Raw genomic sequence first — 26,046 nt, forward strand, 5'->3', positions numbered from 1 at the left:
CCCGCGACAGGCCGGCGGCGCCGAGGCGGGCGACGCCGCCGGCGCCGGCCCGCGCCGCCCGGCCCATGCCGAGCCACTCGCCGGGCGAGAGGCCCAGCGCCGCGCCGGCCAGGCCGAGCGCGAGCAGCACCAGCCCGGTATCCGCCAGCACCAGGCCGAAGGGGCCGAGCAGGCCGGTGGCGCCCTCGGTCAGCGACTCCGCGACCAGGCCGCCGGCGACGCCGCCCGGGCCGGTCTCGAGCCCGGTGCCGGCCGAGACCGGCAGCAGCGTCAGCGTGGCCGCGCCCAGCGGCAGCGCCGCCAGCAGCGCCGCCAGCCGCGCCGGGAAGAGCCCGAGGCCGCGATGCGTGCCGAGCCGCCAGGCCCAGCCGAGCAGCGCCAGCCCCGGCAGCACCGCCGCCCAGCCGAAGCCTTGCAGCAGCATGTCCGAGGCCATGGCCCCGGCCGGCCCGGCGAGGTTGGCGGTGGCGCGGGTGGTCGCGGTCGAGAGCGAGGGGTCGGCCGGGTCGTGGCTGGCCAGGGCCAGCAGCAGGCCGAGCCCGCCGAGGGCGCAGAGGAAGGCCAGCAGCTCGAACAGCCGCCGCCGCATGGCGGCCTTCACCGCGGGCGAGGCGAAGCGGCGGACGCCGGCCAGCGGCCCGCCCGCCGGGGCGGCCATCGGCGGCGCGGCGCCGCGGCCGGCGGCACGGGGGGGCATGCGCGGCGGCATGGCGGAGGGGCGGTCGGCGGCGGAGATGCGGGGCGCGGGCATAGGTCGCGGGGTCCGGTTCAGAACAGTCCCCAAGGATAGCGCGCAACCGCCTGTCGAACCAAGTAATCCCGGCCGCACGTGCCACTCGCGGAACGGGGCGGAGGCGAAAGGGGGCGCCGGCCCTGCGGCTGGCGCCCCCGCGTCCGGTCGCGGCCTCAGCGGCGGCTCAGAACACCCGGCTCACGGTGAAGAGCACGCGGCCGTCGCAGGCGCGCTGGCCGCCGTCGGCGCGGTCGACGACCGGGGCGCAGTCCTTCTTGTCGATGGTGGTGCCGTACCAGCCGACCGCCGCGGTCACGCCGGCATAGATCTCGCGCGAGACGCCGATCGAGTACCAGAGGTAGTCGGGCGTGCCGAAGAAGGTATTGCGCTCGATCCACTGGTGGCCGACCCGGGCCGAGGCGGTGAAGGCATAGGGCAGCGTCACGTCGGCGCCGCCCTCGATGTAGTAGCCGGCGCCCGAGCGGCCGAAGAAGTTCGGGGAGTAGTTGAAGGCGGCGAGCAGCTTCACCGTGTCGATGGTGTAGGCGGCCTTGACCGCGAGCTCGTGGTACTCGTTCAGCTGGCCGCCCGGGGCCTTGCCCTGGCCGGGGTAGTAGTAGCCGATGTAGCCGACATCCAGGGCGACGCCGGCCAGCTCGAAGCGGTAGCCGGCGAGCGCGTCGAGTTCCTGCCGGGTGTCGTTGTAGGGGTTGGCGAGGAACTTGGCGTTGCTGACGAAGGCGCCGATGTAGAAGCCGCTCTCGTGCTGGATGTCGGCGGTGCCCTGGAAGGCCCAGTTGTTGCGCGTCTGGCTGATGCCGCGGAACAGGTAGTCGTTCGAGACGGCCGGCGTCAGCGTGACGGTCAGGCCGGCGGAGTCGATGGTGGTCTGGGCGGCGGCGGGCAGCGCCGGCAGCAGCAGGGCGGCCGCCGCCAGGGTGGCGTGGCGCAAGGTTCCCAAGGGCCGGGCCAGCAGGCCGGTAATGACATTCATGGTCTCAGCATCCCCCGAAATGACCGGCCCGCGTGTTAGGGCCTGCCGCTGTAAAGATTCCATGCGGAATGGCAGGGGGCGGCGGGCGCCCCCTGCCGTGTCAGGTCAGGCGATGCGCTCGCCGTGCTGGGTGACGTCGAGGCCCTCGCGCTCCTCCTCCTCCGGCACCCGGAGGCCGACGATGACGTCGGTCACCTTGAGCAGGACGAAGCTGCCGACCGCGGTGTAGCCGATGACCGCGACGGTCGCGTAGAGCTGCAGCATGAACTGGTCGAAGCTGCCGCCGAAGCCGTCCGGCGCCGCCGTGGTGGCCGAGAGCGCGCCGTAGGCGAAGACGCCGGTGAGCAGGCTGCCGACGATGCCGCAGACGCCGTGCACGCCGAAGGCGTCGAGGCTGTCGTCGTAGCCGCACATGTGCTTCAGCGCGGTGGCGCCCCAGAAGCCCGCGAGGCCGGCGACCACGCCGATGATCAGCGCCGGCACCGGCAGCACGAAGCCGCTGGCGGGGGTGATGGCGACCAGCCCGGCGACCGCGCCGGAGATGCAGCCGAGCACGCTCGGCTTGCCCTTGGTCGCCCACTCCGCGAACATCCAGGTGAGCGCCGCCGTACCCGCCGCGACCTGCGTCGCCAGCATGGCCATGCCCGCCCGCGCCCCGGCGCCGCCGGCCGAGCCCGCGTTGAAGCCGAACCAGCCGACCCAGAGCATGCCGGCGCCGATGACGGCGAAGGCGAGGTTGTAGGGCGAGAGGTTGTCGGTGCCGTAGCCGACCCGCTTGCCGAGCACCAGCGCCGCCACCAGCCCGGCGACGCCGGCGTTGATGTGCACCACGGTGCCGCCGGCGAAGTCGAGCGCGCCGAGGGCGAAGATCCAGCCGTTCGGGTGCCAGACCCAGTGCGCGACCGGCGAGTAGACCAGCAGCGACCAGAGCACGCTGAACAGCACCATGGCGCTGAACTTCATGCGGTCGGCGAAGGCGCCGGTGATCAGCGCCGGGGTGATGATGGCGAAGGTCATCTGGAACATCAGGAAGACCGTCTCGGGGATGGTGAAGGCCACCGCGCCGTCGCCGCTGCCGAGCGTGAAGGGCTTGTCCCAGCTCTCGGCGATGCCGGAGAGGAAGAGCTTCGAGAGGTCGCCGATCCAGGGGCCGCCCTCGCCGAAGGCCAGGCTGTAGCCGGCCACCATCCACACCACCGTCACCACGGCGGCGCAGGTGAAGCTCTGCATCATGGTCGCCAGCACGTTCTTCTTGCGGACCATGCCGGCATAGAACAGCGCCAGGCCGGGGATGGTCATCATCAGCACGAGCGCGGTGCTGGTGAGCATCCAGGCGGTGTCGCCGGTATCGATCTTGGGGCCGTCCTGCGCCATGGCCGGGGCGGCGGCGAGCAGCGCCACGGCCAGCGGCGCCAGCGCGCGTGCGGGCATCCTCATCATAGTGTCCCCTGCATTCCCTGAAGGTTGGCGCGGCGCTACAGCGCCGAGGTGTCGGTTTCGCCGGTGCGGATGCGCAAGGCGCGCTCCACCTCCAGCACGAAGATCTTGCCGTCGCCGATCTTGTCGGTCTTGGCGGCCTTGGCGATGGCTTCCATCACCCCGTCCACCAGCTCGTCCGCGACCACGACCTCGATCTTGATCTTGGGCAGGAAACTGACCTGGTACTCCGCACCGCGGTAGATTTCCGTCTGCCCCTTCTGGCGACCGAAGCCCTTGACCTCGGTTACCGTCAGCCCCTGCACGCCGAGTGGGGTGAGCGCCTCGCGCACCTCATCCAGCTTGAAGGGCTTGATGAACGCCATCACCAGCTTCATCTGCCCGTAGTCCTCCTTGAATGGTCCTGGCGGAGGCATGTCTTCAATTCTCGTGCCAGCCGGGAACCCGAGGTTCCGGTTGGGGATGGGCCGCGCAGGCCGGTCGGCATGCCCGGATTTTGTGCAATACGGCCAGGGGTTGGGCGGTCGCCGCAGCAGGGCGGTGGACCTCCCGGGAAGGGCATGGGATGAGCCGGGCATGACATCGACATTCGACGTGGCCGCCTGCGTGATCGGCGCCGGACCGGTCGGCGCGACACTCGCCGCCACCCTCGCCGCCGCCGGGCTGCCCACCGCGGTGGTCGACAGCGCGCCGCTGCCGCCCATGGCGCTGCCCGACTTCGACGGCCGGGCCTATGCCATCGCCCTCACCTCCAAGCGGCTGCTCGCGTCCGCCGGCATCTGGGACCGGCTGCCGGCCCTGCCCGGGCCGATCCACCGCATCCGCGTCGCCGACGGGCGGCCCGGCGAGCCGGCCTCGCGCCTCGCGCTGATGTTCGACGCGGCCGAGGTCTCGGCCGAGCCCTTCGGCTACATGGTCGAGGCCCGCAGCCTGCGGGTCGCGCTGAACGCCGCGCTGCCGAGGCTGCCCAACCTGCAGGTCTTCGCCCCCGCCACCGCGACGGTCGAGCGCCGGGCCGAGGGCGCGACGGTGCGGCTCTCGACCGGGGCGGTGCTGAACGCCCGGCTGGTGATCGCCGCCGAGGGGCGCCATAGCCCGCTGCGCCGGCAGGCCGGCATCCGCACCACGACGCTCGACTACCACCAGATCGGCATGGTCGGCGCCTTCGCCCACGAGGTGCCGCACGAGGGCGTGGCGCTCGAGCAATTCCTGCCGAACGGCCCCTTCGCCCAGCTGCCGCTGGCCGGGCCGGGCAATTTCGGCACCGCCGCCTATCCGCATGCCTCGGCCTTCGTCTGGGCCGACCGCACCGCGATCGCCCAGCGGATGCTGGCGCTCGACGATGCCGCCTTCGGGCGCGAGCTGGCGCGGCGGCTGGGCCCGCATCTCGGCGCCATCCGGCCGATCGGCCGGCGCTGGTCCTATCCGCTCTCGGCGCTGCTGGTGGACCGCTGGACCGACACAAGGCTGGCGCTGATCGGCGACGCCGCGCACGGCGTCCACCCGATCGCCGGCCAGGGGCTCAACCTCGGCTTCCGCGACGTGGCGGCGCTGGCCGAGGAGATGATCGCCGCCTGGAACGCCGGCGGCGATCCCGGCGGCCCGGCGGTGCTGGCGCGCTACCAGGCGCGGCGGCGGCCGGATACCCTGCTGATGCTCTCGGGCATGCATGCGCTGGAGCGGCTGTTCGGCAACGACTTCGCCCCGGTGCGGATCGCCCGGCGGCTCGGCATCGCGGCGGTGGACCGCATCCCCGGGCTGAAGAAGGCCTTCGCCCGGCAGGCGATGGGCATGGGGCCGGGGGTGGGCGGGTTACTGGCGGGGCAGAAACTCGGGACATCAGGGGGTTGAGGGCGGACGCCCTCGCCGGCTCCTGCGAATACCCAGCGAAATCAAGGGGTTGGCCGGACCTCAGCCTTGCTAAAATTGACTGAATTCGGCTCAAACCCACTCAATTCCGCTCAATTCCCTAAAATTCGGCTCAATTCCGTAAAGCGCTTCACCGGCCCGCGGCCGAGTCCGCGCCGCGGACTATAATCCTATAACGCAAGACCCGGCCGGGCGCCAGCGTCATCAGCCCCGGCGACGCGGCGGCGGCTCCCGGCTCAGCCCCTTCGCCGCCAGCTCCTGCTCGTAGGCGGCCCAGCGCTCGGCGTATTCGCGGCCGAGCTGGTGCAGGTAGGCCCAGCTGTAGATGCCGCTGTCGTGCAGGTCGTCGAAGGCGATGCGGATGGCGTAGTGGCCGACCGGCTCCACCCGCATGATCCCCACCTCCCGCCGCCCGGCGACCAGCACCTTCTGGCCGGGGCCATGGCCCTGCACCTCGGCGGAGGGGCTCTCCACCCGCAGGTACTCGGCCGGCAGGCTGAAGCGGGCGCCGTCGTCGAAGCTGACGTCGAGCACGCGCTCGGCCCGCTTCAGCCGGATCTCGGTCGGGGTCGGCACCTCAGCCGTCCAGCGGGCGGGCTTCGTCCGGCAGCATGATGGGAATGCCGTCGCGGATCGGATAGGCGAGCCGGGCGGCGTCGCTGATCAGCTCGCCGGCGGCGCGGTCGTAGCGCAGCGGCGCCTTGGTCAGCGGGCAGACCAGGATCTCCAGCAGCGCCGGGTCGACGTCGCTGGCGGGGCTGGGCTTGGTGTCGGTCATCATCGGTGTCCTCACAGCGTCGTCGGGCGGGCCGGCCGCGGCCCCTGCCGCGCAGCAATACCCCGGGACCGGCCCCGGCGCATCATGGCGTGCCGCCGCCCGTGGCCCGGCCGGTCAGCTCGGCTTGCGGCCGGGCGCCGCGTCGCCGCCGGCGGCGGCATGCGCGCCCATCCGCAGCAGGGCGATCAGCATGCCCGCGCGCTCGGTGGGGGTGGCGGCCTCGAGCAGCGCCTGCTGCTCGGCCACGTCGAAGGGGCAGACCATGGCCAGGGTCAGCACCAGCGCCGGGTCGGCGCTCTGCTCCACCGCCGCCCAATTCGCCTCGATCCCGCGCGCCTTGAAGAAGGGGCGCAGCGCCGCCAGCAGCTCCGGCCGGTCGATCGCCGGGGCCGGGCCGGCGGTGTCGAGGTCGGCCAGGAAGGGGCCGTAGTCGGCCCGCACCCGGCGGTAGCCGTGGCGCATCTCCAGCTCCTCGACCACCCGGAAGCGGATCAGGCCGGTGAGGGTGACCAGCATCCGCCCGTCGTCGGTCTCGGCGAAGGAGGTGAGCCGGCCGAGGCAGCCGATCCGGAACAGCTCCGGGCCGTTCGGGCCCCGCGGCGCCCCGGGGTCCGGCTGGATCATGCCGAACATCCGCCCCGCGGCCATGCTGTCCTGGGTCATCGCCAGGTAGCGGGGCTCGAAGATGTTCAGCGGCAGCCGTCCCTGCGGCAGCAGCAGCGCGCCCGAGAGCGGGAAGACCGCGATCTCGCTCGGCAGCTCCAGGGACGGCGCGGCTGGTGCGGGGACGGAGTGGGCCACGAAGCGGGCGCTACCGGAACAGCAGGGCGGAAAGCTTCCGCCGGCCGGCGACCGTCGCCGGGTCGGCGAAGCCCCAGGCCTCGAAGAACTTCAGCAGCTGCTTGCGCGCGGCCTCCTCGTTCCAGGCGCGGTCGCGCCGGAAGGCCTCGAGCAGCGCGTCCACCGCGCCGGCCCGGTCGTCGGAGGCGTTCAGCGCCACCGCGAGCTCGATGCGGGCGGCGTGGTCGTCGGGGTCGGCGGCCAGGCGGGATTCGTACTCGGCCAGCTTCTCCCGCGCCTTGCGGCCCTCGGCGGCGAGCTCCAGCGTGCCGCGGACGGAGGCGATGGCGGCGTGGTCGGCGAGCTTGGCCGGCACCTGCCCGAGCACCTGCAGCGCCTGCTCCTCCTCGCCGAGCGCCAGCAGGCTGCGGGCGATGCCGGCGTAGGCCTCCGGGTTCTCGGGCTCCTCCTGCGCCAGGGCGCCGAAGATCTGCAGCGCGCCCTGGTGGTCGCCTTCCTCGGCGGCGGCGCGGGCCTCGGCCAGCAGGTCGGCGGTCGGCATCTGGCCGCCGGCCAGCTTCAGCACGCCCTCGATGAAGCGCTTGATCTCGCCTTCCGGCTGGGCGCCCTGGAAGAGGTCGGCGATCTGGCCCTGCCAGAAGGCGGCGACCGTCGGCACCGACTGCAGCGGCAGGCCGAGCTGGGTGAGCTGCTGGACCAGCTGGCGGTTCTTGTCGATGTCGATCTTGACCAGCTTGACCCGGCCGCCGGCAGCGCGCACCACCTTCTCGATGGTCGGCGTCAGCGTCTTGCAGGGGCCGCACCAGGTCGCCCAGAAGTCGACCAGGATCGGCGTGGTGCGGCTGGCCTCCACCACGTCCTGCATGAAGGTCCGCTGGTCGCCGTCCCGGATCAGGTCGTCGGCCGGCGCGGCGCCGGCAAGGCTGCCGCCGGCGGCGCCCTGCGGGGCGGCCTGGCGGTTCGGGTCGAAGATGACGTCCATGGTGGCTATTCCTCGGTCTGGCACATAGATGCGCCGCCCCGGCGCAAGGGCAATGGGGCGATCTGGCCCGCCGCGCGCATGGCAGCCGGGCCTTTGTCGCGGCCGATGGTAACCGCGGGCGGGCGGATTCAACAATTGGCGGCGGCCCGGAAGCGGTTCAATCGGCCGCGGCACCGGCCGGCCGGGCGCCCGGCCTCACCCCGCGGGCGGCGGCAGTTCCAGCGGTTCCGGCCGGTGGCCGAGGCTCTCGAGGAAGCGCAGCAGCCCGGCCGGGCGGATGGCCGTGGTCATGCTGTTCACCAGCGGGTGGAAGTGCACCCAGGCGTGGTCGCGCATCAGCCCGGCATCCAGCACGATGCGCACCGCCCCCGGCGGCGCGTTCACCATGCCGAAGGGCGTCACCGCGCCGGGCAGGACGCCGAGCAGGTCCTGCAGCGCCGCGGCCGGCGCCATCTCGACCCGCCCGGCGCCGGCGGCGCGGGCCAGGGCATTGACCGAGACCTGGCGGGTCTCCTCGAGCACCGCCAGCAGGTGCGGGCCGGGGCCGGCCTTGGCCGGGCGGAGGAAGAGGTTCTTGCTGTGGCCGCCATCGGTGCCCCCGGGCAGCTTGGCCCGCAGGGCCTGGCTCTCGGCGACGGTGAAGACCGGCGCGTGCTCGGTGGTGATGGCCTCGATCCCGAGCGCCGCGAGGCGGGCGAGCAGGCCGGCGGGCGTTTCAGCCATGGTGCGGATCATGTCCCCGGTGATGGCCGGCATCCTACCGCCGCGGCGCCCGGCCTCCCAGGGGCGGGCCCGGGGGAAGGCCCATGGGGAGGCCCAGGGGGGAAGGCGGCGGGCGTCAGCGCCGCTGCTGCCGGATCGCCGCCGCCAGCCGGGCCCGGACGCCGCCCGCGGCCGGGCGGCCAACGCCGGCCCGCAGCCGGTGCCAGGCCCCGGCCAGCGCGGCGCGGCCGCGGGCCAGGCCGCGCTGGACGGCGCCGCGGGCGGCGACCCAGGCGGGGATGCCCTCCAGCAGGGCATGGCACCAGGCCCAGGCGCGCAGCCCATGGCCATAGGCCCAGGCGAAGCGCGGCACCTGCAGCATCTTCGGCCGGGCGATCTCGAACAGCCGGGCGGAGAAGGCGACGCCCACCACCTTGGCGGCGACCAGCAGCAGCACGCCGAGCACGAGGTGGCCATGCAGGAAGAGCCAGAGCTCCCCGAATTTCAGCAGGGGGATGAAGGCGAGGAAGGGCAGCACGAAGGCCGCCACGACCATGCGCGGGCTGAGCCGGGCGACCAGCCGCTCCAGCGCGGCGAAGACCGCGAGGCGCGAAAGCACCCGCCCGAGCGCGGTGAGCCAGCGCCAGACCGTCGCCTCCAGCAGCACCACGAGGATGGCGAGCGGCACCAGCGGCAGGCGGGCCAGCCGGCGCAGCAGCGGCCGCGGGCGGGGGGCGGGGCGGGGACGGATCATCCGCGGCAGATGGCGCGCCCCGCCTTGCGCCGCCAGGGGCCGGGCGTCATGGCTCCGGCGGCAGGACCCCGGCCGCGAGGGCGCGCAGCAGGCCCTCGGCATAGAGCCGGGTGCCGTGGAAGACCAGCCCGCCGCCGAGGACCACCGCCAGGACCAGGGCCAGCCCCGGCACCGGGACCGGCGGCCCCGCCGCCCGCCCGGCAAGCCGGGCCAGCAGCAGCACCCCGGCCAGCCCCACCGCGCCGCCGGTCAGCACGTCCGGCACCGAATGCACCCCGAGCCAGAGCCGGGTCCCGCCGAAGACCAGCGCGGCCGCCGCCCCGGCCAGCAGCCCCGGCCAGGGCCGCCGCGCCGGCCGCGGCCAGAGCAGCGTGGCCAGCCCGCCGTAGCAGATGGTGCCCGCCGCGGCATGGCCGCTGGGATTGCCGAGGTCCCCGGGCGCCAGCCCGGCGCCGGCCAGCCACGACGGCAGGGAGAAGGCCAGCAGCTTGAGCGCCGCCATCGCCGCCAGGGTCGCCGCCACCGCGGCCAGCCAGGCGAGCGACACCCGCCACCGGCCGATCGCCGCAAGCGCCAGCGCCACGAGCCCCGCCAGCGGCAGCACCAGGCCGAGGTCGGCGAAATCGGTGACGAAGGCGACCGCCGTCGCCGCGGTCAGCGGGCGGCCCCGTCGCAGCCGCAGTCCGGCGGCAGGTCCTCGGCCATGGCCGGCGACAGCGAGGCGGCGAGGCGGTTCTGCCCGAGGCCCTGCACCGGCCCGCAATTACCGGCGTCCCAGAAGGGGTTGGCGGCGCCGCTGCGGGAGATCCAGCTGACCGCGTTGCCGCGCACGGTGATGTCGCCGCAGGGCGTGGGATACTGGTTCCAGACCGAGATGCCGACGTTGGTGAAGTCCTGGCGCCGCGCCAGGATCCGGTTCTCGGTGATGGCCATGTGCTCGCCGCTGGCCACCGCGATGCCGTACTGGCCCGGGTCCACCAGGATGTTCCGGTGCGCCACCGCATGCGAGCCGCCGGCGTCGCCCAGCATGATGCCGCCGCCCGACCGGCTCGGGCCGCCGCCGATGATGACGTTGCCCTCCACCCGGATCGGCGAGTCCGGCAGGCCGTGGGACTTGTACAGGCTGATGGCATCCTCCGGATCGCCGGCGCCGGGCCGGTTGCGGCCGTGGTTGCAGCTGATGGCGTTGCCGCCGCCATGGACGCTGTCGAATTGCACGAATTGGCCGCGCGGTACAGGCCCGCGCATGTCCTCGAGCCGGTTGCAGCGCACCCGCACGCCGGTCGAGTCCTGGGCGAAGATGCCGGAGAGCGCGTTGCGCACGCGGTTGCCGGAGACCTCGATGTCGCGGCTGCCGAGGATGTAGACCGCGATGTCGCCGGTGTCGCGCAGCGCGACGTTGCGGATCGTCACCCGCTCGCTGCCGGTGACGACGATGCCGTAGCCGCCGCAGGGGCCGATCGTCCGGTTCTCGATCACCACGTCGCGCTGCCCGGCCACCACCAGGCAGGCCGGCCCTTCCGCCGGGCCGGCCTGCTGCGCCGCGGCCGGGGCGAGCAGCAGCGGCAGCAGGGCGAGCCATGCCGGCCGGCTCATGCCGGGGCCGCCCGCGCCAGCCCGGAGGCCGGCCGCAGCGCCCGGCGGCGGGCGCGGCCGGCCTCCCAGGCGCCGAGGCGGCGCTTCAGCGCCCGGTCGATGGGCGCCTCGGCCTGGGTGAAGACCGCCACGCCGACGGCCATGCAGAGCAGCACCGCCAGCAGCCGCAGCAGCGCGTCGAAGCCGTCCGCCGGGTCGAGCGGCCCCAGCAGCTTGCCGAGGATCGACAGCACGAACCAATGGGAGAGGTAGATGCTGTAGGAGGCATCCCCCACCCGGCCCATCAGCGCGTTGGTCGGCCCCGGCCGCTCCAGCAGGCGGCGCAGGCCGAGGGCGGCCAGGAAGAGCGCCACCGCGACCGCGAGGCGGAGCAGCAGCAGCCCCTCCTCCGGCCGGATCGGCAGGACCGCGAGCAGCGCCACCATGGCGGGCGGCAGCGCCAGCAGGCCCAGGCGGCGGCGGCCGGCGGCGGTCTCGGCCAGCCGGAACAGCCAGCCGAAGCCGAAGGCGAGCATGTAGGGGCTGGCCAGGTGCAGGTCCCAGACCCGCTGCGCCAGCCCGGTGCCGAGGAAGAAGCCGAGCGTCCCGAGCCCCGCCAGCAGCGCCGGCATGGCCCAGGCGGCGCGGGCCCGGCCGCCGCCGCCCAGCCAGAGCGCGGCCAGCCCGTAGAACAGCATCTCGTGCTCGAGCGACCAGCCGAGCGCCATCACCGGCACCTGCTGCTGCGGCCAGAAGGCCAGGGACTTGGCGATGACCTCGGGGCGGAAGTCGAGCGAGCCCTGGCTCCAGTCGGGATTGAGGAGGGCGGCGAGGAAGACCAGCGCGGTGGCGGACCAGTAGAGCGGGATCAGCCGCGCCAGCCGCGCCAGCATGAAGCCGGCGCCGGTGGCGTGCCGCGGCGCGGTCAGGGCGATGACGTAGCCCGAGATGATGAAGAAGAGCTCGACGCCGAAGCCGCCGAACCGCTCGTAGAAGGAGCCGGCGATGTTGGCGGCGGAGAAGTGCTTGGTCACCAGGTCGGTGTGCCAGACCACCACCTCGATCGCCGCGAGGGCCCTGAGCCACTGGATGTCGTTGCGCTTCTGCTGCATGCTCCTCCCTTTCGGATGTGCGGTGCCGGCCGGCGCCGGCGGCGGTCAGGCGGCGCGGCCGCGGGCGCGGAAGACCATCGACGAGCCGACGCCGATGCCGAAGATCGTCCAGAACCAGATGCCGAGCATCGGCCCCTCCAGCGCCACGTCGAAGGAGGCGTCGATCACCGCGGCGGCGAGGTAGCAGGCGAGGAAGAGGAACCAGTCCGCCCAGCGCGGCTCGCCGGCCAGCCGCGCCTCGAGGATGTTCATCGCCATCATCCCGAGCCAGGCGGCCAGCAGCAGCGCCCAGAGCGCCAGCCCCGGCACGCCGGCCCGGGCCAGGATGGTCATGCTGGCGTTGTGCGGGCTGCGCACCACCGCGCCGCCGTGCTCGAGGCCGACGACGAAGCCGTCCTCCTCCGCCAGGTTCATGCCGAAGCCCTGCCCGGTCCAGAACAGCGGGCCGTGCAGCGTGTAGTTGCGGATCGCCTCCCACCAGCGCAGCCGCCAGAGCTTGGTGCCGTCGAGGTCGCCCTCGCCCGGGGCGCCGACGATGCTCGCGGCGTTCATGAGCAGCTGCTCGGCGCTGATCACCCGGTTGTCCGGCGGCAAGCTGACCTCGATCTGCGCCACATGGGCCCCGGCCAGCAGCGCCGCGCCGATCGCGCCCATGCGCAGCATCCCGGCCAGCCGGCCGGAGACGAGGCAGGCGACGCCGAGCGGCAGCAGGATGGCCAGCATGCCGCCGCGGCTCTGCGCCGAAACCATGGCGATGCTCATCAGCAGCAGGGCGCTGCGCAGCAGCCCGGTCCGCCCGAAGAAGAGCAGCGCGAAGACCGCCGAGCCGGCGACATGCACCGCCACCTCGCCGGGGCGGATCGCGATCAGCGGCATGCCCGAGCCGGGCCAGCCGACGCCGATGTTCCGCGCCACCTTGCCGAGGTAGTAGAGCGTCCAGCCGCCGGGCCCGTACCAGGCGGCGAAGCCGGCGAAGAGGCGGAAGATCCGGTTCAGCCGCTCCGGCCGCTCGAGGATCAGGCCGCAGACGATGACGCCGAAGGCGCCGTAGAGGATGATGACGCTGTCGCGCAGCGCGTCCACGCCGTGGCGGCCGAGGAAGGGCAGGGTCCGCGCCGCGACCCAGGCGGCCATCGCCGCCAGCAGCAGGTTGGGCAGCGCGGTGAAGACCGCCGGCAGGGTGCCGGCCTGCCACAGCGCCAGCAGCCCGAAGCCCAGCAGGATCTCGCCGATGAAAAGCGGCGGCAGGCCGAGGTAGGCGAAGCCCTTGCCCAGCGCGGCATAGCCGAGCAGGCCGAGCGCCAGCACCGGGATGTAGCGGTCCCCCAGGCTGGCCGTCGCCGTCCGGCCGAGCGCGATCCCCGACATGCCGCGGCCCCCTGCCCGCCCGGGACCTCAGAAGTAGGCCCGCTCCTGCAGCCGCAGCCGCAGCCGGGCCGGCTGCGACAGCTTCCACAGCAGCCAGTGCGGGTTGGCGAGGTTGAACCAGGCCTTCAGCGCATAGCGCCAGAAGCGCCGCTCCGCCGCGCCCGGCGGCCCGAAGCGCTCCAGCACCCGGCGCCACTCGGCATCCGACCGGGCGCAGTTGACCGCGCTGTTGTTGTGCCCGGTCCGCCGGAAGCAGGCGACCGGCCGCCCGAGCCGGGCATAGGGCGCGACCGCCAGGGCCCGGGCGAAGAGGTCGTAGTCGCCGGCGTCGCGGAAGGCGATGTCGAAGCCGCCGAGCTCGTCGAAGAAGTCGCGCGAGAAGTAGGTGCCCATGTGCATGATCGGGTTCCAGCCGAGGCAGACGTGCATCCGGGGGGTCATCCAGCCCGGCGGCGCCGCCAGCTCGCCCAGGTCGCGGCCGCGGTCGTCGATCCAGCGGATGCCGCCCACCACCCAGCGGCGGCCGCTGTCGCGCCAGGCGCGCACGACCTCGGCCATCGCGCCCTCCAGCATCACGTCGTCGGCGCCGAGGAAGCCGAGCAGCGCGCCCTCGGAGTTGAACGAGCCCTTGTTGATGGCGTCGAAGATGCCGCTGTCCTTGCCGGTCATCACCCGCAGCCCGGCGGCCTCGGCCATCTCCACCGTGCCGTCGGTGCTGCCGCCGTCGACGATGACGTGGTCGATCTCGATGTCGCGCGTCCGGTTGCGCTGCACCGAGGCGATGCACTCCGCCAGGTACTCGATGCCGTTGAGGGTGGGCGTCACCACTGTCACGATCATTGCTCGATCTCCCGCAATCCGACCCGCCGCCCGCCGGCCACCAGGGCCCGGGTCAGCACCATGTGCACCATGCCCAGCCGCACCAGGTTGGCGCCGAGCAGCGCCAGGCCGCAGCCGACGATCCCGAGCGGCCCGGCCGCCGCCAGGGCCAGGACCGTGGCGGTCAGCGCCCCGGCGGCATTCACCAGGAAGGCGGCCGGCACCGACCGCACGCCGTGCAGGAAGGCGACCACCAGCTCCGTGCCGCTGCCGAACAGCACCGCCAGCACCAGCAGCCGCACCGGCGTGGCGAGGCCGAGGTAGGCGGAGCCCTCGCCGTAGACCAGCCGCAGCACCGCCTCCGGCACCGCCAGCACCAGCAGGGAGAAGCCCAGCAGCGGCGGCGCCGCGAGCAGCAGGTAGACCCGCACGCCGCGCCAGGCGGCGGCCATCCCCTGCCCTGCCGCCCGGGCCGCGGCCTGGGGGATGAGGTTGCAGAGCCCCATGACGAAGGGGTTGCTGAGGTTGACGATGTTCAGCGCCGCCTGGAAGCCGGCCGCCGCCGCCGGCCCGGCGCCGATGGCGAGCGCCCAGGGCAGCACCTGCATCCGGACATGGGCCAGCAGACCGTTGCCCAGCGACCAGAAGCCGCCCACCGACCAGAAGGCCAGCAGGGTCGGCCGCAGCGCCAGCGGCCCGCGCCAGCGCAGCCCGAGCTGCCGGGCCTGCAGCAGCGCCGCCAGGCCGGAGGTGAGCGCCAGGGCATAGAGGACGGAGGCCAGGCTCAGCGCGTCGAGCGCGGCCAGCACGCCGGCGGCGACCACCTGGCCGGGGTAGCTGAGCAGGTCGCCCAGCGTCGCCGCCCGGTGCCGGAAGCCGGCCAGCAGGCCGCGCCGCATCGCCTCCTGCAGCTGCCACAGCAGGAAGCAGGCCAGCGCCGGCAGGACCAGCCCGCCCAGGCCGAAGGCCAGCAGCCCGAGGCCCAGCGGCAGCCCCAGCGCGGCGGCGGCGGCGGCCACCAGCAGGACGGCCGAGCGCAGCAGCGCCGGGCGCTCCGCCTCGGGCGCCTGCAGCAGCAGCACCGACAGCGGGTGGAACAGCAGCGTCGCGTTGACCAGTTGCAGGCCGAACATGGCCCCGAGCAGCAGCCCGTAGATCCCGTAGTCGGCGGGCGGCAGCCAGCGCGCCAGCAGGATGCTGATGGCGAACATGCCGGCGCTGACGATCCCCTGGTCGATCAGCGTCCATGAGGCGTGCCGCAGCTGGGGCCTAATGCGCACGGCGATCGGCCGGGCCAGCGGGCAGGGTGGTGGACAGGGGTGTGGGCAGGGTGGCGGGCAAGGTGGCGGGCCTGGTGGGGAGCAGGGCGGCGGCCGGGCGCGGCCGCCCCTGCAGGGCCTCGCCGTAGCCCTGCAGCGCCTGCTCCGCCGCGCGCGCCCAGGTGAAGCGGTCCGCCACCCGGCGCCGGGCCGCCGCGCCGGCCTGCCGCCGCCGTCCGGGATCGGCGGCCAGCGCCTCCACCGCCGCCGCCAGCGCCCCGGCGTCGCCGGGCGGCACCAGCAGGCCGCAGTCGCCGCCGAGCTGGTAGGGGATGCCGCCGACGCGGGAGGCGACGACCGGCAGGCCGTGCGCCATGGCCTCCAGCACCACCAGCGGCAGGGTATCGGCCAGGGTCGGGAAGACGAAGAGGTCGGCGCGGCGGAAGGCGGCCGCCACCTCCGCGTCGCTCAGCCGCCCGGTCACCACGATCCGCTGCCCCGGCCGGCAGGCGGCGATGGCGGCGTCGTAGCCGATGCCGCCGCGCCGCTCGCCGCCGATGATCAGCAGGAAGGGGCGCTCGATCCGGCCGAAGGCCTCGAGCAGCTGCGGCAGGCCCTTGTTCGGGGTGTGGTTGGCCAGGAACAGGGCGGTGAGCGTGCCCGGCGCGGAGCCGGCCGGGATGCCGAGCCGGGCCAGCGCCTGCCGGTCGGCCGCGGCATCGGCCGGCCCCGGCAGCGCCACCCCGTTCGGCACCGGCGTGACCGGGCCGGCGAAGCCCATGGCCGCGACGATGTCGGCATCCGCCGGCGAGAGGGCGAAGATCCCCGCCGCCCGCCGCACCGCCCGGGCGACCGGCGCCACCACCAGCTGCTGCCAGAGCAGCCGCCCGGCGCGGCCGAAGCCATAGACCGTGCCGCCGTTGGCGACCTCGTTGAAGCCGTGGGTCGAGATCACGTAGGGCAGGCCGCGCGCCCGGCAGGCGCGGGCGATCCGCTCGAGCTCGAGCGCCGGCATCGGGTTGTGCAGGTGCACCAGGTCGAAGGCGCCCGGCGCCAGCAGCCGCGGGATGTCCGAGCGGTAGAACAGCGTGCGGTAGCGCGGCGGCAGGCGCGACCAGGGCAGCAGCGGCGGCAGCCAGGACCGCACCGGCAGGCGGTGCACCGCCGCGGCGGAGCCGGCGCCGTTCATCATGCTGGCCACGGTGACCTCGCACCGCGGCCGCAGCGCCGCGCTGAGCTGCTCGGCCGCCCGCGCCCCGCCGCTGACGCTGAGGTGCGGCGGCACCACCACCGCCGCCAGCACCCGCGGCGCGGCGCCCGCCGCCGGCCCGCCGCCGCTCATCGGTAGCGCGCCACCAGGGCCTCGGCGAGGTCGGGCCGGGACCACAGCTCGGCCAGGGTGTCGTCGATCGAATGCCCCGGCGTCCAGCCGAAGAGGTCGGCGATGCGGCTGTTGTCGGCGGCCAGGAAGGGCCGGTCGACCCGGCGGACCCGCCCCCCCGCCTGGCGGATGCCGAAGTTGCGGCCGGAGATGCGGCGCAGCTTCTCGACCACCTCGCGCACCGAATAGGCCTGCGAGGTGCCGAGGTTGACGACGCAGGGCTCGCCGGCGGCGACCCGCCCGCCCAGCGCCACCGCCCGGAAGCCGGCGGCGGCGTCGCGCACGCTGATGTAGTCGCGCTTCGAGTCGAGGTTGCCGAGCTCGATGGTGTCCCGCCCGGCCTGCAGCTGCGCCACGATCTCGGGCAGCAAATGCGGGTTGGTCTCGCCCGGGCCGATGACGTTGAACAGCCGCACGATGACCGCCTCCAGCCCCCGCGCCGCGGCGACCTGGCGGAGGTAGTGCTCGCCGTGCAGCTTGGTCAGCCCGTAGATGTCGCTCGGCGCCAGCGCCGAGCGGTCCTCCGAATGCGGCGCCTCCTCCGGGCCGTAGACGGCGCCGGAGGAGGCGAAGACGAAGCGGGCGCCGCGGGGGCAGGCCAGCAGCAGGTTCAGCGTGCCGTCGACGTTGGTCGAGACCGCCAGCGCCGGGTCGGCCTCGCATTCCGGGATGTAGTGCACGGCGGCCAGGTGGATCACCACCTCGGGGGCGAAGTCCTCGAGGATGCGGGCGACGGCCGCGGCGTCGCGGATGTCGACCGCCTCCAGCCGCGCCCCCCGGCCCGCCGCGGCGGGCAGGCGCCAGGGCCCGTGGCGCAGCCGGTCGACGACGCAGAGCGCGTGCCGGTCCTGCAGCAGGCCTGTGAGCTGCCGCCCGACGTAGCCGTTGCCGCCGGTGATGAGTATGCGCATCGTCCGCTGTTCCCTCATGCCACCCCCTCGGGCCTGCCGCGAGGCCGGCCGCGGCCGGCGAGGCGCTCGTAGAAGCCGCGCTCCTTGCGGTAGAAGGTGCCCTGGTCGAGCACCCGCAGGGCGGCGTGGCGGCGCAGGTGCACCTGGGCCAGCACCAGCCCGTCCACGTTCACCGCATGCTCCCGCAGCCGCTGCAGCGCCGCCCGGACGACCCGCTTCCGGGTGCCGGCCCAGCGGACCACGTGGATCACCGTGTCGGCGACGCGGCCGAGGATCATGGCATCCGCCATCAGCATCACCGGCGCGGCCTCGACGAGGATGACGTCGAAGCGCTCCCGCGCCTCGTCGAGCAGGGAGCGGAACCCCGCCGTGGCCACGGCATCCGTGCCGGCGGGGCAGACCAGGCTGCGGCGCACCACCGGCACCGCCCCCGCCATCGCCGCATCCGGCAGGCGCATGGCCTGGCCCCCGGCCTGGCCCTCGACCTGGCCTTCCGGGGGCGGCGCGAGGTCGATCGCCAGGCCCGGCGCGGCGCCGGCGGCGGTGCCGTCGATCACCAGCACCCGCCGCCCGGCGGCGGCCAGGGAACGCGCCAGCGCCGCGCAGAAGGTCGACCGGCCCTCGCCCGGCAGCGCCGAGGTCACCAGCACGACCCGCGCCGCCGGCCGGATCTCGAACAGCCCGACGCCGGCGCCGGCCGCGCGCACCGCCTCCTGGAAGGCCGCCGTCCCCGGGGCCGCCGCGGCGCCGTCCCGCAGCAGCGCGGCGAGGTCGGCCCTGGGCAGCCACGGCACCATGCCGAGGCAGCGGGGATCGGTGACCGGGTCCAGCTCGGCGCTGCTGCGCAGCCCCAGGTCGCGCCGCTCCAGCAGCAGCGCCGCGCCGATGCCGAGCAGGCCGCCGCCGAGCAGCCCGAGCAGGCCGACGATCAGCGGCTTCGGCGAGGCCGGGAAGCGCACCGGCTCGGCCGGCACGACCAGCGAGGCGGCGGCATCGCCCGTCGCCGCCGCCGCCAGCATCTGCTCCTTGCCCCGCTGCAGCGCCCCGAGCCGGTCGCGCGTCGCCTGGGCATTGGTCTGCAGGGTGCGCAGCTCGGCCTCGTCCGCCTTGCCGGCGATCATGGTCCGCTGCAGCGCCTCGACGTCGCCGCGCAGCTCGGCCTCGGTCCGCCGCGCCGCCGCCAGCTCGGCCGCCACCACGCTGCCGGCGCGGCGCATCTCCTGGGCCAGCCGCTGGCCGATCTCGACGAGGCCGGCCTGGGCCTCGGCGACGCTCGGATGCTGCGCCCCGAGCCGGGTCCGCAACTGGCCGAGATCGCGCTGCGCCAGCACCTGCCGGTCCAGCAGCGCCGGGATGACCGAGGAGCCCTGCAGGTCGGCGGCCGAGGGCATGCCGCCGGCGGCCAGGCTCTCCTGCACCCGCGCCAGCCGCCGTTCCTCGTTCATCCGGGCCAGAACCGCGTTGTTGAGCTGGGCGATCAGGCTACGCAGCCGCTGCTGGTTGACGTTCTCCACGTCGCCGCCCGGGTCGAGCCGGCCGGGCTCGAGCATGCCGGTCCGCTCGCGGAAGGCCGCGATCTCCGCCTCCAGGCGGTGCAGCGCCTCCGAGCTCTCGCGGATCTGGCCGTCGGACCAGTCGATCAGCCGGCGGGCGGCGTCGGTCCGCTCCTGCGCCTCGCGCCGCAGGTAGATCTCGGCCACCGCGTTGGCGACCCGCGCCGCCAGCACCGGATCCCGCGCCAGGTAGGTGATGGTCACGAGGTAGGAGCGGTTGTCGGTGGCGACCGCCAGCCGCGACAGCAGGTCCTTCACCACCAGGTCGCGCCGCAGCAGCGCCGGATCCTCGCTGCCGCCCTGCTCCGGCGGCAGGCCGAGCGCCTGGCGCAGCCAGGGCATCCAGCCGGGCGGCAGCAGCCCGCGCGCGGCGGCGCCGGGCGCCTCGGCCAGGCCCAGCTCCTCGACCACCGCCCGGATCAGCGGCCGGGAGCGCAGGATGCGGGCTTCGTTCTGCACCAGCGCCCCGGGGTCGAGCATGATCGACGGCGCCTGGCTCGTCGCCCGGCCGCTGTCGCGCTGGGTGAGGTCGAGCTGCAGCGTCGCCTCGCCGGCGTACATCCGCGGCAGCAGGGCCAGGGCCAGCACCACCCCGGCGGCCGACAGCAGCAGGCAGCCGAGGACCAGCCACCGCCGCCGCCAGACGGCGGCGAGGGTGCCCGCCGCCAGCTGCTCCCGGTGCGACCTGGCCGGAACCGCGGCGAGCCTGGGATCGAGCGCGAGAGTGTACGGATGCCGATCCACAGCCATGTGCCCCTTGCCGCTGGCCGGTCGTCGAGGGCCGTCCCGACCCCGGGAGGACGGCGAGGCCCGACGCGGCGCCGGGCCAGCATGCCGGGGCCGCGGCCGGGGCCGAAGGGCGATTGGGGAGTAGCCCTTTCGGATCGGCGCCCCACCCCCGGATGGGCCGCCCCGCCCATCCCTTTGCCCCGGCGGGGCGCCCGCCGCGGCCGGGCGCGATCCGCTATGAAACCTCGCGCCGGCAGCGGCGGGGACGGGAGGCGGCGATGGACGGGACGCAGGGGCCGGAGCGGGTGGACATCCTCGGGGTCGGGGTCAGCGCCCTGACGATGCCGCTGGCGACCGCGACGATGCAGCGCTGGATCGCCGGGGGCGAGCGCCACTACGTCTGCATCACCGGCGTGCACGGCGTGATGGAGAGCCAGCGCGACCCGGCGCTGATGGCCATCCACAACGGCGCCGGCATGGTGACGCCGGACGGCATGCCGCTGGTCTGGATGGCGCGCCGGCTCGGCCATCCGGAGGTCGAGCGGGTCTACGGCCCCGACCTGATGCGGGCCATGTGCGGCCTCTCGGCGGCGCGGGGGTACCGCAACTTCCTCTATGGCAGCCGGCCGCGGACGCTGGCCGCGCTGGCCGCCGCCATCACCGCCGCGCATCCCGGCCTGCCGCTCGCGGGCAGCCTGTCGCCGCCCTTCCGCGCGCTGTCGCCGGCCGAGGAGGAGGCGGAGGTCGCCGCGATCAACGCCGCCCGGCCCGACATCGTCTGGGTCGGGCTGAGCACGCCGAAGCAGGAGCGCTGGATGGCGCGCAACCGGGACCGGCTGGAGGCGACGGTGCTGGTCGGCGTCGGCGCCGCCTTCGACTTCCTGGCCGGGGAGAAGCCGCAGGCGCCGCGCTGGATGCAGCGCCACGGCCTGGAATGGGCCTTCCGCATGGCCTCCGAGCCGCGCCGGCTGGCCGGCCGCTACCTCCGGAACAACCCGGCCTTCGCCTGGCGCGCGATGCGCCAGCTGGCGGCGGCGGCGCGGCCGGCTCGATAGGGGATACTCCCTTTGCCCGCGAGGCCGGGGCCCGCCGCGGTCCTATAGCTGGCGTCAGGCACGACGCGAGCAAGGAGACTTCCCGGCATGACGACGAAGCACGTACTGGTCACCGGCGCGGGTGGCTTCATCGGCCACCATCTGGTCAACCACCTCGTCGGCAAGGGCTACCGGGTGCGCGGCGCCGACATCAAGCGGCCGGAGTACAGCGAGACTGAGGCGCACGAGTTCCTCGTCGCCGACCTGCGCGACGCGGGCCACTGCGCGGCCGCCACCGACGGCATCGACGACGTCTACCACCTGGCCGCCGACATGGGCGGCATCGGCTACATCACCGGCAACCATGCGGTGGTGGCCCGCAACAACACCATCATGAACATCGCCATGCTCGACGCGGCGAAGGATGCCGGCGTCGGCCGCTTCCTCTATTCCTCCACCGCCTGCGTCTATCCGCACCACCTGCAGACCAGCCCCGACGCGGTGCCGCTGCGCGAGGACGACGCCTGGCCGGCGCAGCCCGAGGAGGGCTACGGCCTCGAGAAGCTCTTCACCGAGAAGATGTGCGAGTACTACGGCGCCGACCACGGCATCGGGATGCGGGTGGTGCGCTTCCACAACGTCTATGGCCCGCTCGGCACCTACGACGGCGGCCGCGAGAAGGTGCCGGCCGCCATCTGCCGCAAGCTCGCCGGCATCGCCGACGGCGGCGAGATCGAGATCTGGGGCGACGGCCGGCAGACCCGGTCGTTCATGTACGTCGACGACTGCGTCGAGGGCATCCACCGGATCATGGAGTCCGGCTACGCCGCGCCGCTCAACCTCGGCACCGACGAGCTGCTGACGATCGACGAGCTGGTCGACATCGTCGCCGAGACGGCGGGCAAGACCGTGCGCAAGCGCCACGACGTCTCGAAGCCGCAGGGCGTGCGCGGCCGCAACAGCGACAACAGCCGGCTCCGCCAGGTGCTGGGCTGGGAGCCGAGCTGCGGCTTCCGCCAGGGCATCGTGCCGACCTATGCCTGGATCGCGGCGCAGGTGAACGCCGGGCGCGCCCCGGCCGGGCGGCCGCGCGCGCTCGAGAAGGCGGGCTGAGCCGGCCGTCGCGGCCCCGGGGCGGGAGCGGATCGCCATGCAGGAGATGGTCCCGACGCCGGCGGCCGGCTTCGCCGGCACCGCCCGGTCGCTGCCCGGGCTGCTGCCGCGCCCAGGCTGGCAGCAGGCGGCGCTGCGCCGGCTCGCCCTGCCCGCGGCCGATGCGGCGGCGGCCGTCGCCGCCCTGGCCGCGGTGCCGCCCCAGGCCGGCGCCTGGGACTGGCGGGCGGCGCTGCTGCTGCCGGCCTGCTTCGGGGCGGTCCACCTCTGGCTCGGCCTCTATGACACGGCGGGCCGGGCCTCGCCCGAGCGGCTGCGGCTGCGGGTGATCGGCGCCCTCCTCGCCACCGGCCTGGCGGTCGCGCTGCTGGCGCCGGGCGGCGGGCCGGGGGCGGCGGCCGCGCTGCTGCTCGCGGGGCTGCTGGCGGCCCCCCTGGGGCTGCTGGCGGAGCTCCTGCTGCGGCCGCTGCTGATCCGGGCCTCGGCCTGGGGGGCACGGGCGATCCTGCTGGGCCAGGGCCCGGCCACCGCGGGCCTCGCCGAGCGGCTGCTGCGCCAGCCGGAGCTGGGGCTGCGGCCGATCGGCTTCGCCGCCGGGACGCCGGGCGAGCCGCCCATGCCGGTGCCCTATCTCGGCACCGTCGCCGAGGCGGCGCGGCGGCTCGACGGCCATCCCGTGGTCGGCATCGCGGTCATGCCGGAGTGCCCCGGGCTCGAGTTCGCCGGCCTGCCCTTCCGCCGCGTCATCGCCCTGCCGGCCGGCCCCGGCCTGCCGGCGCTGCGGGTGCGGCCGCGCAGCCTGGGCGGCGAGCTGGGGCTGGAGGTGGCGGGCCCCGCCGCGGAGGGGCCGCACCGCCGCATCAAGCGCGGCCTCGAGCTCTGCGTCGCGGTGCCGGCCCTGCTGCTGGCGCTGCCGGTCATCGGCCTGCTGGTGCTGGCGATCCGGCTGATCAGCCCGGGCCCGGCCCTCTATGTCCAGCCGCGGGTCGGCTACCGCGGCCGCCCGGTGCGGATCCTCAAGCTGCGCACCATGCACCGGGACGCCGAGGCGCTGCTCGCCGACCTCCTGGCCCGCGACCCGGCGGCGCGGGCGGAATGGGACCGGCACATGAAGCTGGCGCGGGATCCGCGCGTCCTGCCCTGGATCGGCGAGGCCATGCGGCGCAGCAGCCTCGACGAGCTGCCGCAGCTCTGGAACGTGGTGTGCGGCGACCTCAGCCTGATCGGGCCGCGGCCCTTCCCGGCCTATCACGTCAGCCGCTTCAGCGCCGAGTTCCAGGAGCTGCGCGCCAGCGTGAAGCCCGGGCTGACCGGCCTGTGGCAGGTCTCCGAGCGCAGCGACGCCGACCTGACGCGGCAGGAGGCGATCGACCGCTTCTACATCCGCAACTGGTCGCTGTGGCTCGACCTCTACATCCTGCTCAAGACCGTCCCGGCGGTGCTGGCCGCCCGCGGCGCCCGCTAGGGCGGCGGGCCGGCCCGGTCCCCGGGCGCCCCGCCTGCCCGGCCACCGTGATCAACGCAAGCCCGCGAGGTGCAGACATGGCAATGGGTCGCAAACGAGTCCTGGTCACCGGCGGGGCGGGCTTCCTCGGGTCGCATCTCTGCGAGCAGCTGCTGGAGGCCGGGCAGGACGTGCTCTGCGTCGACAACTACTTCACCGGCCGGCGCGAGAACATCGCGCACCTGCTGGCGAACCCGCGGTTCGAGGTGATGCGCCACGACATCACCTTCCCGCTCCACGTCGAGGTCGACGAGATCTACAACCTGGCCTGCCCGGCCTCCCCGGTGCACTACCAGTACGACCCGGTGCAGACCACCAAGGTCAGCGTGATCGGCGCCATCAACATGCTGGGCCTGGCCAAGCGGACCGGCGCCCGGATCCTGCAGGCCTCGACCAGCGAGATCTACGGCGACCCGGAGGTGCACCCGCAGACCGAGGAGTACTGCGGCAACGTCAACCCGCTCGGCCCGCGCGCCTGCTACGACGAGGGCAAGCGCTGCGCCGAGACGCTGTTCTTCGACTACGCCCGCAAGCACCGGGTCAGGATCCGGGTGATCCGCATCTTCAACACCTACGGCCCGCGGCTGCACGACAGCGACGGGCGGGTGGTCTCGAACTTCATCCTGCAGGCGCTGCGCGGCGAGGACATCACCCTCTACGGCGACGGCAGCCAGACCCGGGCCTTCTGCTACGTCGACGATCTGATCCGCGGCATGACCGCGATGATGCGGGCGGACGACGACGTCACCGGCCCGATCAACCTCGGCAACCCGCACGAGATCTCCATGCTGACCCTGGCGCAGCACGTCATCGCGCTCACCGGCTCGCGCTCGCGCATCGTCAACCGGCCGCTGCCGCAGAACGACCCGACCCAGCGCTGCCCCGACATCACCCGGGCCCGCCAGGTCCTGGACTGGGCGCCGCGGGTGCCGCTGGAGGAGGGGCTCCGGCGGACCATCGCCTATTTCACGGAACGCCTGACCGAGCAGCGGGCCGAGGCGGCGGCCTGACACCGCGCCAGCCTCACTCCGCGCCTGCCACCGAGGGGAAACGCCGATGCATGTCAACTCACGCCACCACCCCGCCCTGCTCGACGACGAGCTCGACCTGGCCCTGCTGGCCGCGGACGACGGGGCCGAGCCGGCGGCGCCGGCGGCGCCCGGGCGCATCGTGCCGGTCATCCTCTCCGGCGGGTCGGGGACGCGGCTCTGGCCGGTGTCGCGCGACGGGCTGCCGAAGCAGCTCTGGGCGCTCGCCTCCGGGCGGACCATGCTGCAGGAGACCGCGCTGCGCGCCTCTGGCACCCTGCCGGACGGCACCGGCTTCGCCCCGGCGCTCGTGGTCTGCAACCAGGAGCACCGCTTCCTGGTGGCCGAGCAGCTGGCCGCGGTCGGCATCGCCGACCGGCGGATCGTGCTCGAGCCGGTCGGCCGCAACAGCGCCGCGGCCGTCGCCGCCGCGGCCTGCCTGCTGGCCGAGGACGACCCCGAGGCCCTGCTCTGGATGATGGCGGCGGATGCCGTGGTGGCGGATGTCGCCGCGCTGCACCGGCTGCTGCCGGCGGCGGTCGCCGCGGCGCGGGCGGGCCGGCTGGTGACCTTCGGCATCGCCCCGGCCGGCGCCGAGACCGGCTACGGCTACATCGAGCTCGGCGCGGCGCTGCCGGAGGCCCCCGGCGCCCATGCGGTGGCCCGCTTCACCGAGAAGCCGGCCGCGGCCGTGGCCGCCGAATTCGCCGCCTCCGGCCGGCACCTGTGGAATTCCGGCATGTTCGTCGCCACCGCCCGCACCCTGCTGCGGGAGCTCGGGGAGCATGCGCCGGAGGTGCTGGCGGCGGTGGCCGAGGCGGTGGCGCGGCGGCAGCAGGACCTCGACTTCACCCGGCTCGAGGCCGCCGCCTTCGCGCAGGCGCCCAGCCTCAGCCTCGACCATGCGGTGGCCGAGCATACCCGGCAGGCGGCGGTGGTGCCCGCCGACATCGCCTGGAGCGACGTCGGCAGCTGGGACGCGCTCTGGCGGCTCGGGGCCAAGGATGCCGCCGGCAACGTCGCCGCCGGCGACGCCCTGCTGGTCGGGGCGGAGGATTGCTACGTCCGCGGCGAGGGCATCCTCACCGCCGTGGTCGGGCTGAAGGATGCGGTGGTGGTGGCCACGCCGGATGCGGTGCTGGCGGTGCACCGCGACCAGGCGCAGCAGGTGCGGGAGGTGGTGCGGCGGCTGCAGGCCACCCATCGCAAGGAGGCGCTGAGCCACGCCCGCTGCCACCGGCCCTGGGGCTTCTACGAGACGCTGATCCTGCAGCCGCGCTTCCAGGTGAAGCGGATCGTGGTCGAGCCCGGGCGGATGCTGAGCCTGCAGAAGCACCACCACCGGGCCGAGCACTGGGTGGTGGTGGCGGGGACCGCGCTGGTGGTGCGGGACGCCGAGGAGGTGATGCTGCAGGAGAACGAGAGCATCTACCTGCCGCTCGGCTGCGTGCACCGGCTGGTGAACCCGGGCCGGATCCCGCTGGCCCTGATCGAGGTGCAGGTCGGCGCCTACCTGGGGGAGGACGACATCGTCCGGCTGGAGGATGCCTATGCCCGCGGCTGAGGCCGCCCCCTAGCCTGGATAATTCGTGAGGCCGACAGCAAGCGTC

25 protein-coding genes are annotated in these 26,046 nt (G+C 74.6%); 6 read left to right on the top strand and 19 right to left on the bottom strand.

The genetic code is table 11. From position 1 onward, the window contains the following. The 4 genes from QWZ14_RS31200 to QWZ14_RS31215 all read right to left on the bottom strand — a co-directional run. A partial coding sequence (locus QWZ14_RS31200) for a DNA translocase FtsK 4TM domain-containing protein (protein WP_290320990.1) occupies positions 1-751 on the bottom strand: 751 nt, incomplete at its 3' end. A gap of 166 nt (positions 752-917) precedes the next feature. Continuing rightward, positions 918-1,727 (bottom strand): TorF family putative porin, encoded by an 810-nt coding sequence (locus QWZ14_RS31205; protein WP_290320991.1) that lies wholly within the window; start codon positions 1,725-1,727, stop codon positions 918-920. A gap of 105 nt (positions 1,728-1,832) precedes the next feature. Further along, positions 1,833-3,164, bottom strand: coding sequence for an ammonium transporter (locus QWZ14_RS31210; RefSeq protein ID WP_290320992.1), 1,332 nt, complete (start codon positions 3,162-3,164; stop codon positions 1,833-1,835). Positions 3,165-3,202: 38 nt separating this feature from the next. Next, on the bottom strand, positions 3,203-3,541 hold the full coding sequence (locus tag QWZ14_RS31215) for a P-II family nitrogen regulator (RefSeq protein ID WP_290320993.1): 339 nt from the start codon (positions 3,539-3,541) through the stop codon (positions 3,203-3,205). A gap of 199 nt (positions 3,542-3,740) precedes the next feature. Here QWZ14_RS31215 and QWZ14_RS31220 point away from each other — a divergent pair, with 199 nt between their 5' ends. Further along, entirely contained in the window at positions 3,741-5,015 is a 1,275-nt protein-coding gene (locus QWZ14_RS31220) for a UbiH/UbiF/VisC/COQ6 family ubiquinone biosynthesis hydroxylase (protein ID WP_290320994.1), read from the top strand. 222 nt (positions 5,016-5,237) lie between these two features. Here the strand turns inward: QWZ14_RS31220 and QWZ14_RS31225 are convergent, their stop codons facing one another. The 15 genes from QWZ14_RS31225 to QWZ14_RS31295 all read right to left on the bottom strand — a co-directional run bounded on the left by QWZ14_RS31225 (position 5,238) and on the right by QWZ14_RS31295 (position 19,778). Further along, a complete protein-coding gene (locus QWZ14_RS31225) occupies positions 5,238-5,609 on the bottom strand; it encodes a DUF971 domain-containing protein (RefSeq protein WP_290320995.1) in 372 nt (123 codons plus the stop codon). Position 5,610: 1 nt separating this feature from the next. Beyond that, the gene (locus QWZ14_RS31230) at positions 5,611-5,811 is read right to left on the bottom strand and encodes a Trm112 family protein (protein WP_290320996.1); all 201 of its coding nucleotides are present in this window, start codon (positions 5,809-5,811) and stop codon (positions 5,611-5,613) included. A 114-nt stretch (positions 5,812-5,925) separates the two neighbouring features. Beyond that, positions 5,926-6,612, bottom strand: coding sequence for an LON peptidase substrate-binding domain-containing protein (locus QWZ14_RS31235; RefSeq protein WP_290320997.1), 687 nt, complete (start codon positions 6,610-6,612; stop codon positions 5,926-5,928). A gap of 10 nt (positions 6,613-6,622) precedes the next feature. Next, positions 6,623-7,594, bottom strand: coding sequence for a tetratricopeptide repeat protein (locus QWZ14_RS31240; RefSeq protein WP_290320998.1), 972 nt, complete (start codon positions 7,592-7,594; stop codon positions 6,623-6,625). Between the two features lie 195 nt (positions 7,595-7,789). Next, positions 7,790-8,317: a YbaK/EbsC family protein gene (locus tag QWZ14_RS31245; protein ID WP_290320999.1), complete on the bottom strand. Its 528-nt coding sequence runs from the start codon at positions 8,315-8,317 to the stop codon at positions 7,790-7,792. 115 nt (positions 8,318-8,432) lie between these two features. Then, positions 8,433-9,050, bottom strand: a complete 618-nt coding sequence (locus tag QWZ14_RS31250) for a hypothetical protein (RefSeq protein WP_290321000.1) — start codon at positions 9,048-9,050, stop codon at positions 8,433-8,435. Between the two features lie 46 nt (positions 9,051-9,096). After that, complete coding sequence (locus QWZ14_RS31255) at positions 9,097-9,813, bottom strand: phosphatase PAP2 family protein (RefSeq protein WP_290321001.1); 717 nt, start codon at positions 9,811-9,813, stop codon at positions 9,097-9,099. Continuing rightward, the gene (locus tag QWZ14_RS31260; RefSeq protein ID WP_290321002.1) at positions 9,705-10,646 is read right to left on the bottom strand and encodes a right-handed parallel beta-helix repeat-containing protein; all 942 of its coding nucleotides are present in this window, start codon (positions 10,644-10,646) and stop codon (positions 9,705-9,707) included. The genes QWZ14_RS31255 and QWZ14_RS31260 overlap by 109 nt, the downstream gene beginning before the upstream one ends. After that, positions 10,643-11,737 carry an acyltransferase family protein gene (locus QWZ14_RS31265; RefSeq protein ID WP_290321003.1) on the bottom strand — a complete coding sequence of 365 codons (1,095 nt, stop codon included), beginning with the start codon at positions 11,735-11,737 and terminating at the stop codon, positions 10,643-10,645. Before QWZ14_RS31265 ends, QWZ14_RS31260 begins: the two co-directional genes overlap by 4 nt. Positions 11,738-11,782: 45 nt before the next feature. After that, positions 11,783-13,105, bottom strand: coding sequence for an O-antigen ligase family protein (locus QWZ14_RS31270; RefSeq protein ID WP_290321004.1), 1,323 nt, complete (start codon positions 13,103-13,105; stop codon positions 11,783-11,785). A gap of 27 nt (positions 13,106-13,132) precedes the next feature. Further along, on the bottom strand, positions 13,133-13,945 hold the full coding sequence (locus tag QWZ14_RS31275) for a glycosyltransferase family 2 protein (protein WP_290321005.1): 813 nt from the start codon (positions 13,943-13,945) through the stop codon (positions 13,133-13,135). Continuing rightward, a complete protein-coding gene (locus QWZ14_RS31280; RefSeq protein ID WP_290321006.1) occupies positions 13,942-15,204 on the bottom strand; it encodes a hypothetical protein in 1,263 nt (420 codons plus the stop codon). Before QWZ14_RS31280 ends, QWZ14_RS31275 begins: the two co-directional genes overlap by 4 nt. Next, positions 15,194-16,525, bottom strand: a complete 1,332-nt coding sequence (locus tag QWZ14_RS31285) for a glycosyltransferase family 4 protein (protein WP_290321007.1) — start codon at positions 16,523-16,525, stop codon at positions 15,194-15,196. The genes QWZ14_RS31280 and QWZ14_RS31285 overlap by 11 nt, the downstream gene beginning before the upstream one ends. Then, positions 16,522-17,475, bottom strand: coding sequence for an NAD-dependent epimerase/dehydratase family protein (locus tag QWZ14_RS31290; RefSeq protein ID WP_290321008.1), 954 nt, complete (start codon positions 17,473-17,475; stop codon positions 16,522-16,524). The genes QWZ14_RS31285 and QWZ14_RS31290 overlap by 4 nt, the downstream gene beginning before the upstream one ends. Positions 17,476-17,489: 14 nt before the next feature. Further along, on the bottom strand, positions 17,490-19,778 hold the full coding sequence (locus tag QWZ14_RS31295; RefSeq protein WP_290321009.1) for a GumC family protein: 2,289 nt from the start codon (positions 19,776-19,778) through the stop codon (positions 17,490-17,492). A 257-nt stretch (positions 19,779-20,035) separates the two neighbouring features. On the opposite strand from QWZ14_RS31295, the gene QWZ14_RS31300 reads away from it, so the two are divergent. The 5 genes from QWZ14_RS31300 (at position 20,036) to QWZ14_RS31320 (ending at position 26,000) form a co-directional block, all read left to right on the top strand. After that, complete coding sequence (locus tag QWZ14_RS31300) at positions 20,036-20,812, top strand: WecB/TagA/CpsF family glycosyltransferase (protein ID WP_290321010.1); 777 nt, start codon at positions 20,036-20,038, stop codon at positions 20,810-20,812. Positions 20,813-20,899: 87 nt separating this feature from the next. Next, positions 20,900-21,904 (top strand): NAD-dependent epimerase/dehydratase family protein, encoded by a 1,005-nt coding sequence (locus QWZ14_RS31305; protein ID WP_290321011.1) that lies wholly within the window; start codon positions 20,900-20,902, stop codon positions 21,902-21,904. Between the two features lie 37 nt (positions 21,905-21,941). Further along, complete coding sequence (locus tag QWZ14_RS31310; protein WP_290321012.1) at positions 21,942-23,369, top strand: sugar transferase; 1,428 nt, start codon at positions 21,942-21,944, stop codon at positions 23,367-23,369. Positions 23,370-23,452: 83 nt separating this feature from the next. Then, complete coding sequence (locus QWZ14_RS31315; RefSeq protein WP_456307282.1) at positions 23,453-24,418, top strand: UDP-glucuronic acid decarboxylase family protein; 966 nt, start codon at positions 23,453-23,455, stop codon at positions 24,416-24,418. Between the two features lie 46 nt (positions 24,419-24,464). Next, a complete protein-coding gene (locus QWZ14_RS31320) occupies positions 24,465-26,000 on the top strand; it encodes a mannose-1-phosphate guanylyltransferase/mannose-6-phosphate isomerase (protein ID WP_290321014.1) in 1,536 nt (511 codons plus the stop codon). Positions 26,001-26,046: the final 46 nt, after the last annotated feature.

Origin of the sequence: Paeniroseomonas aquatica (assembly GCF_030409335.1) — a bacterium.
Lineage (GTDB): Bacteria > Pseudomonadota > Alphaproteobacteria > Acetobacterales > Acetobacteraceae > Belnapia > Belnapia aquatica.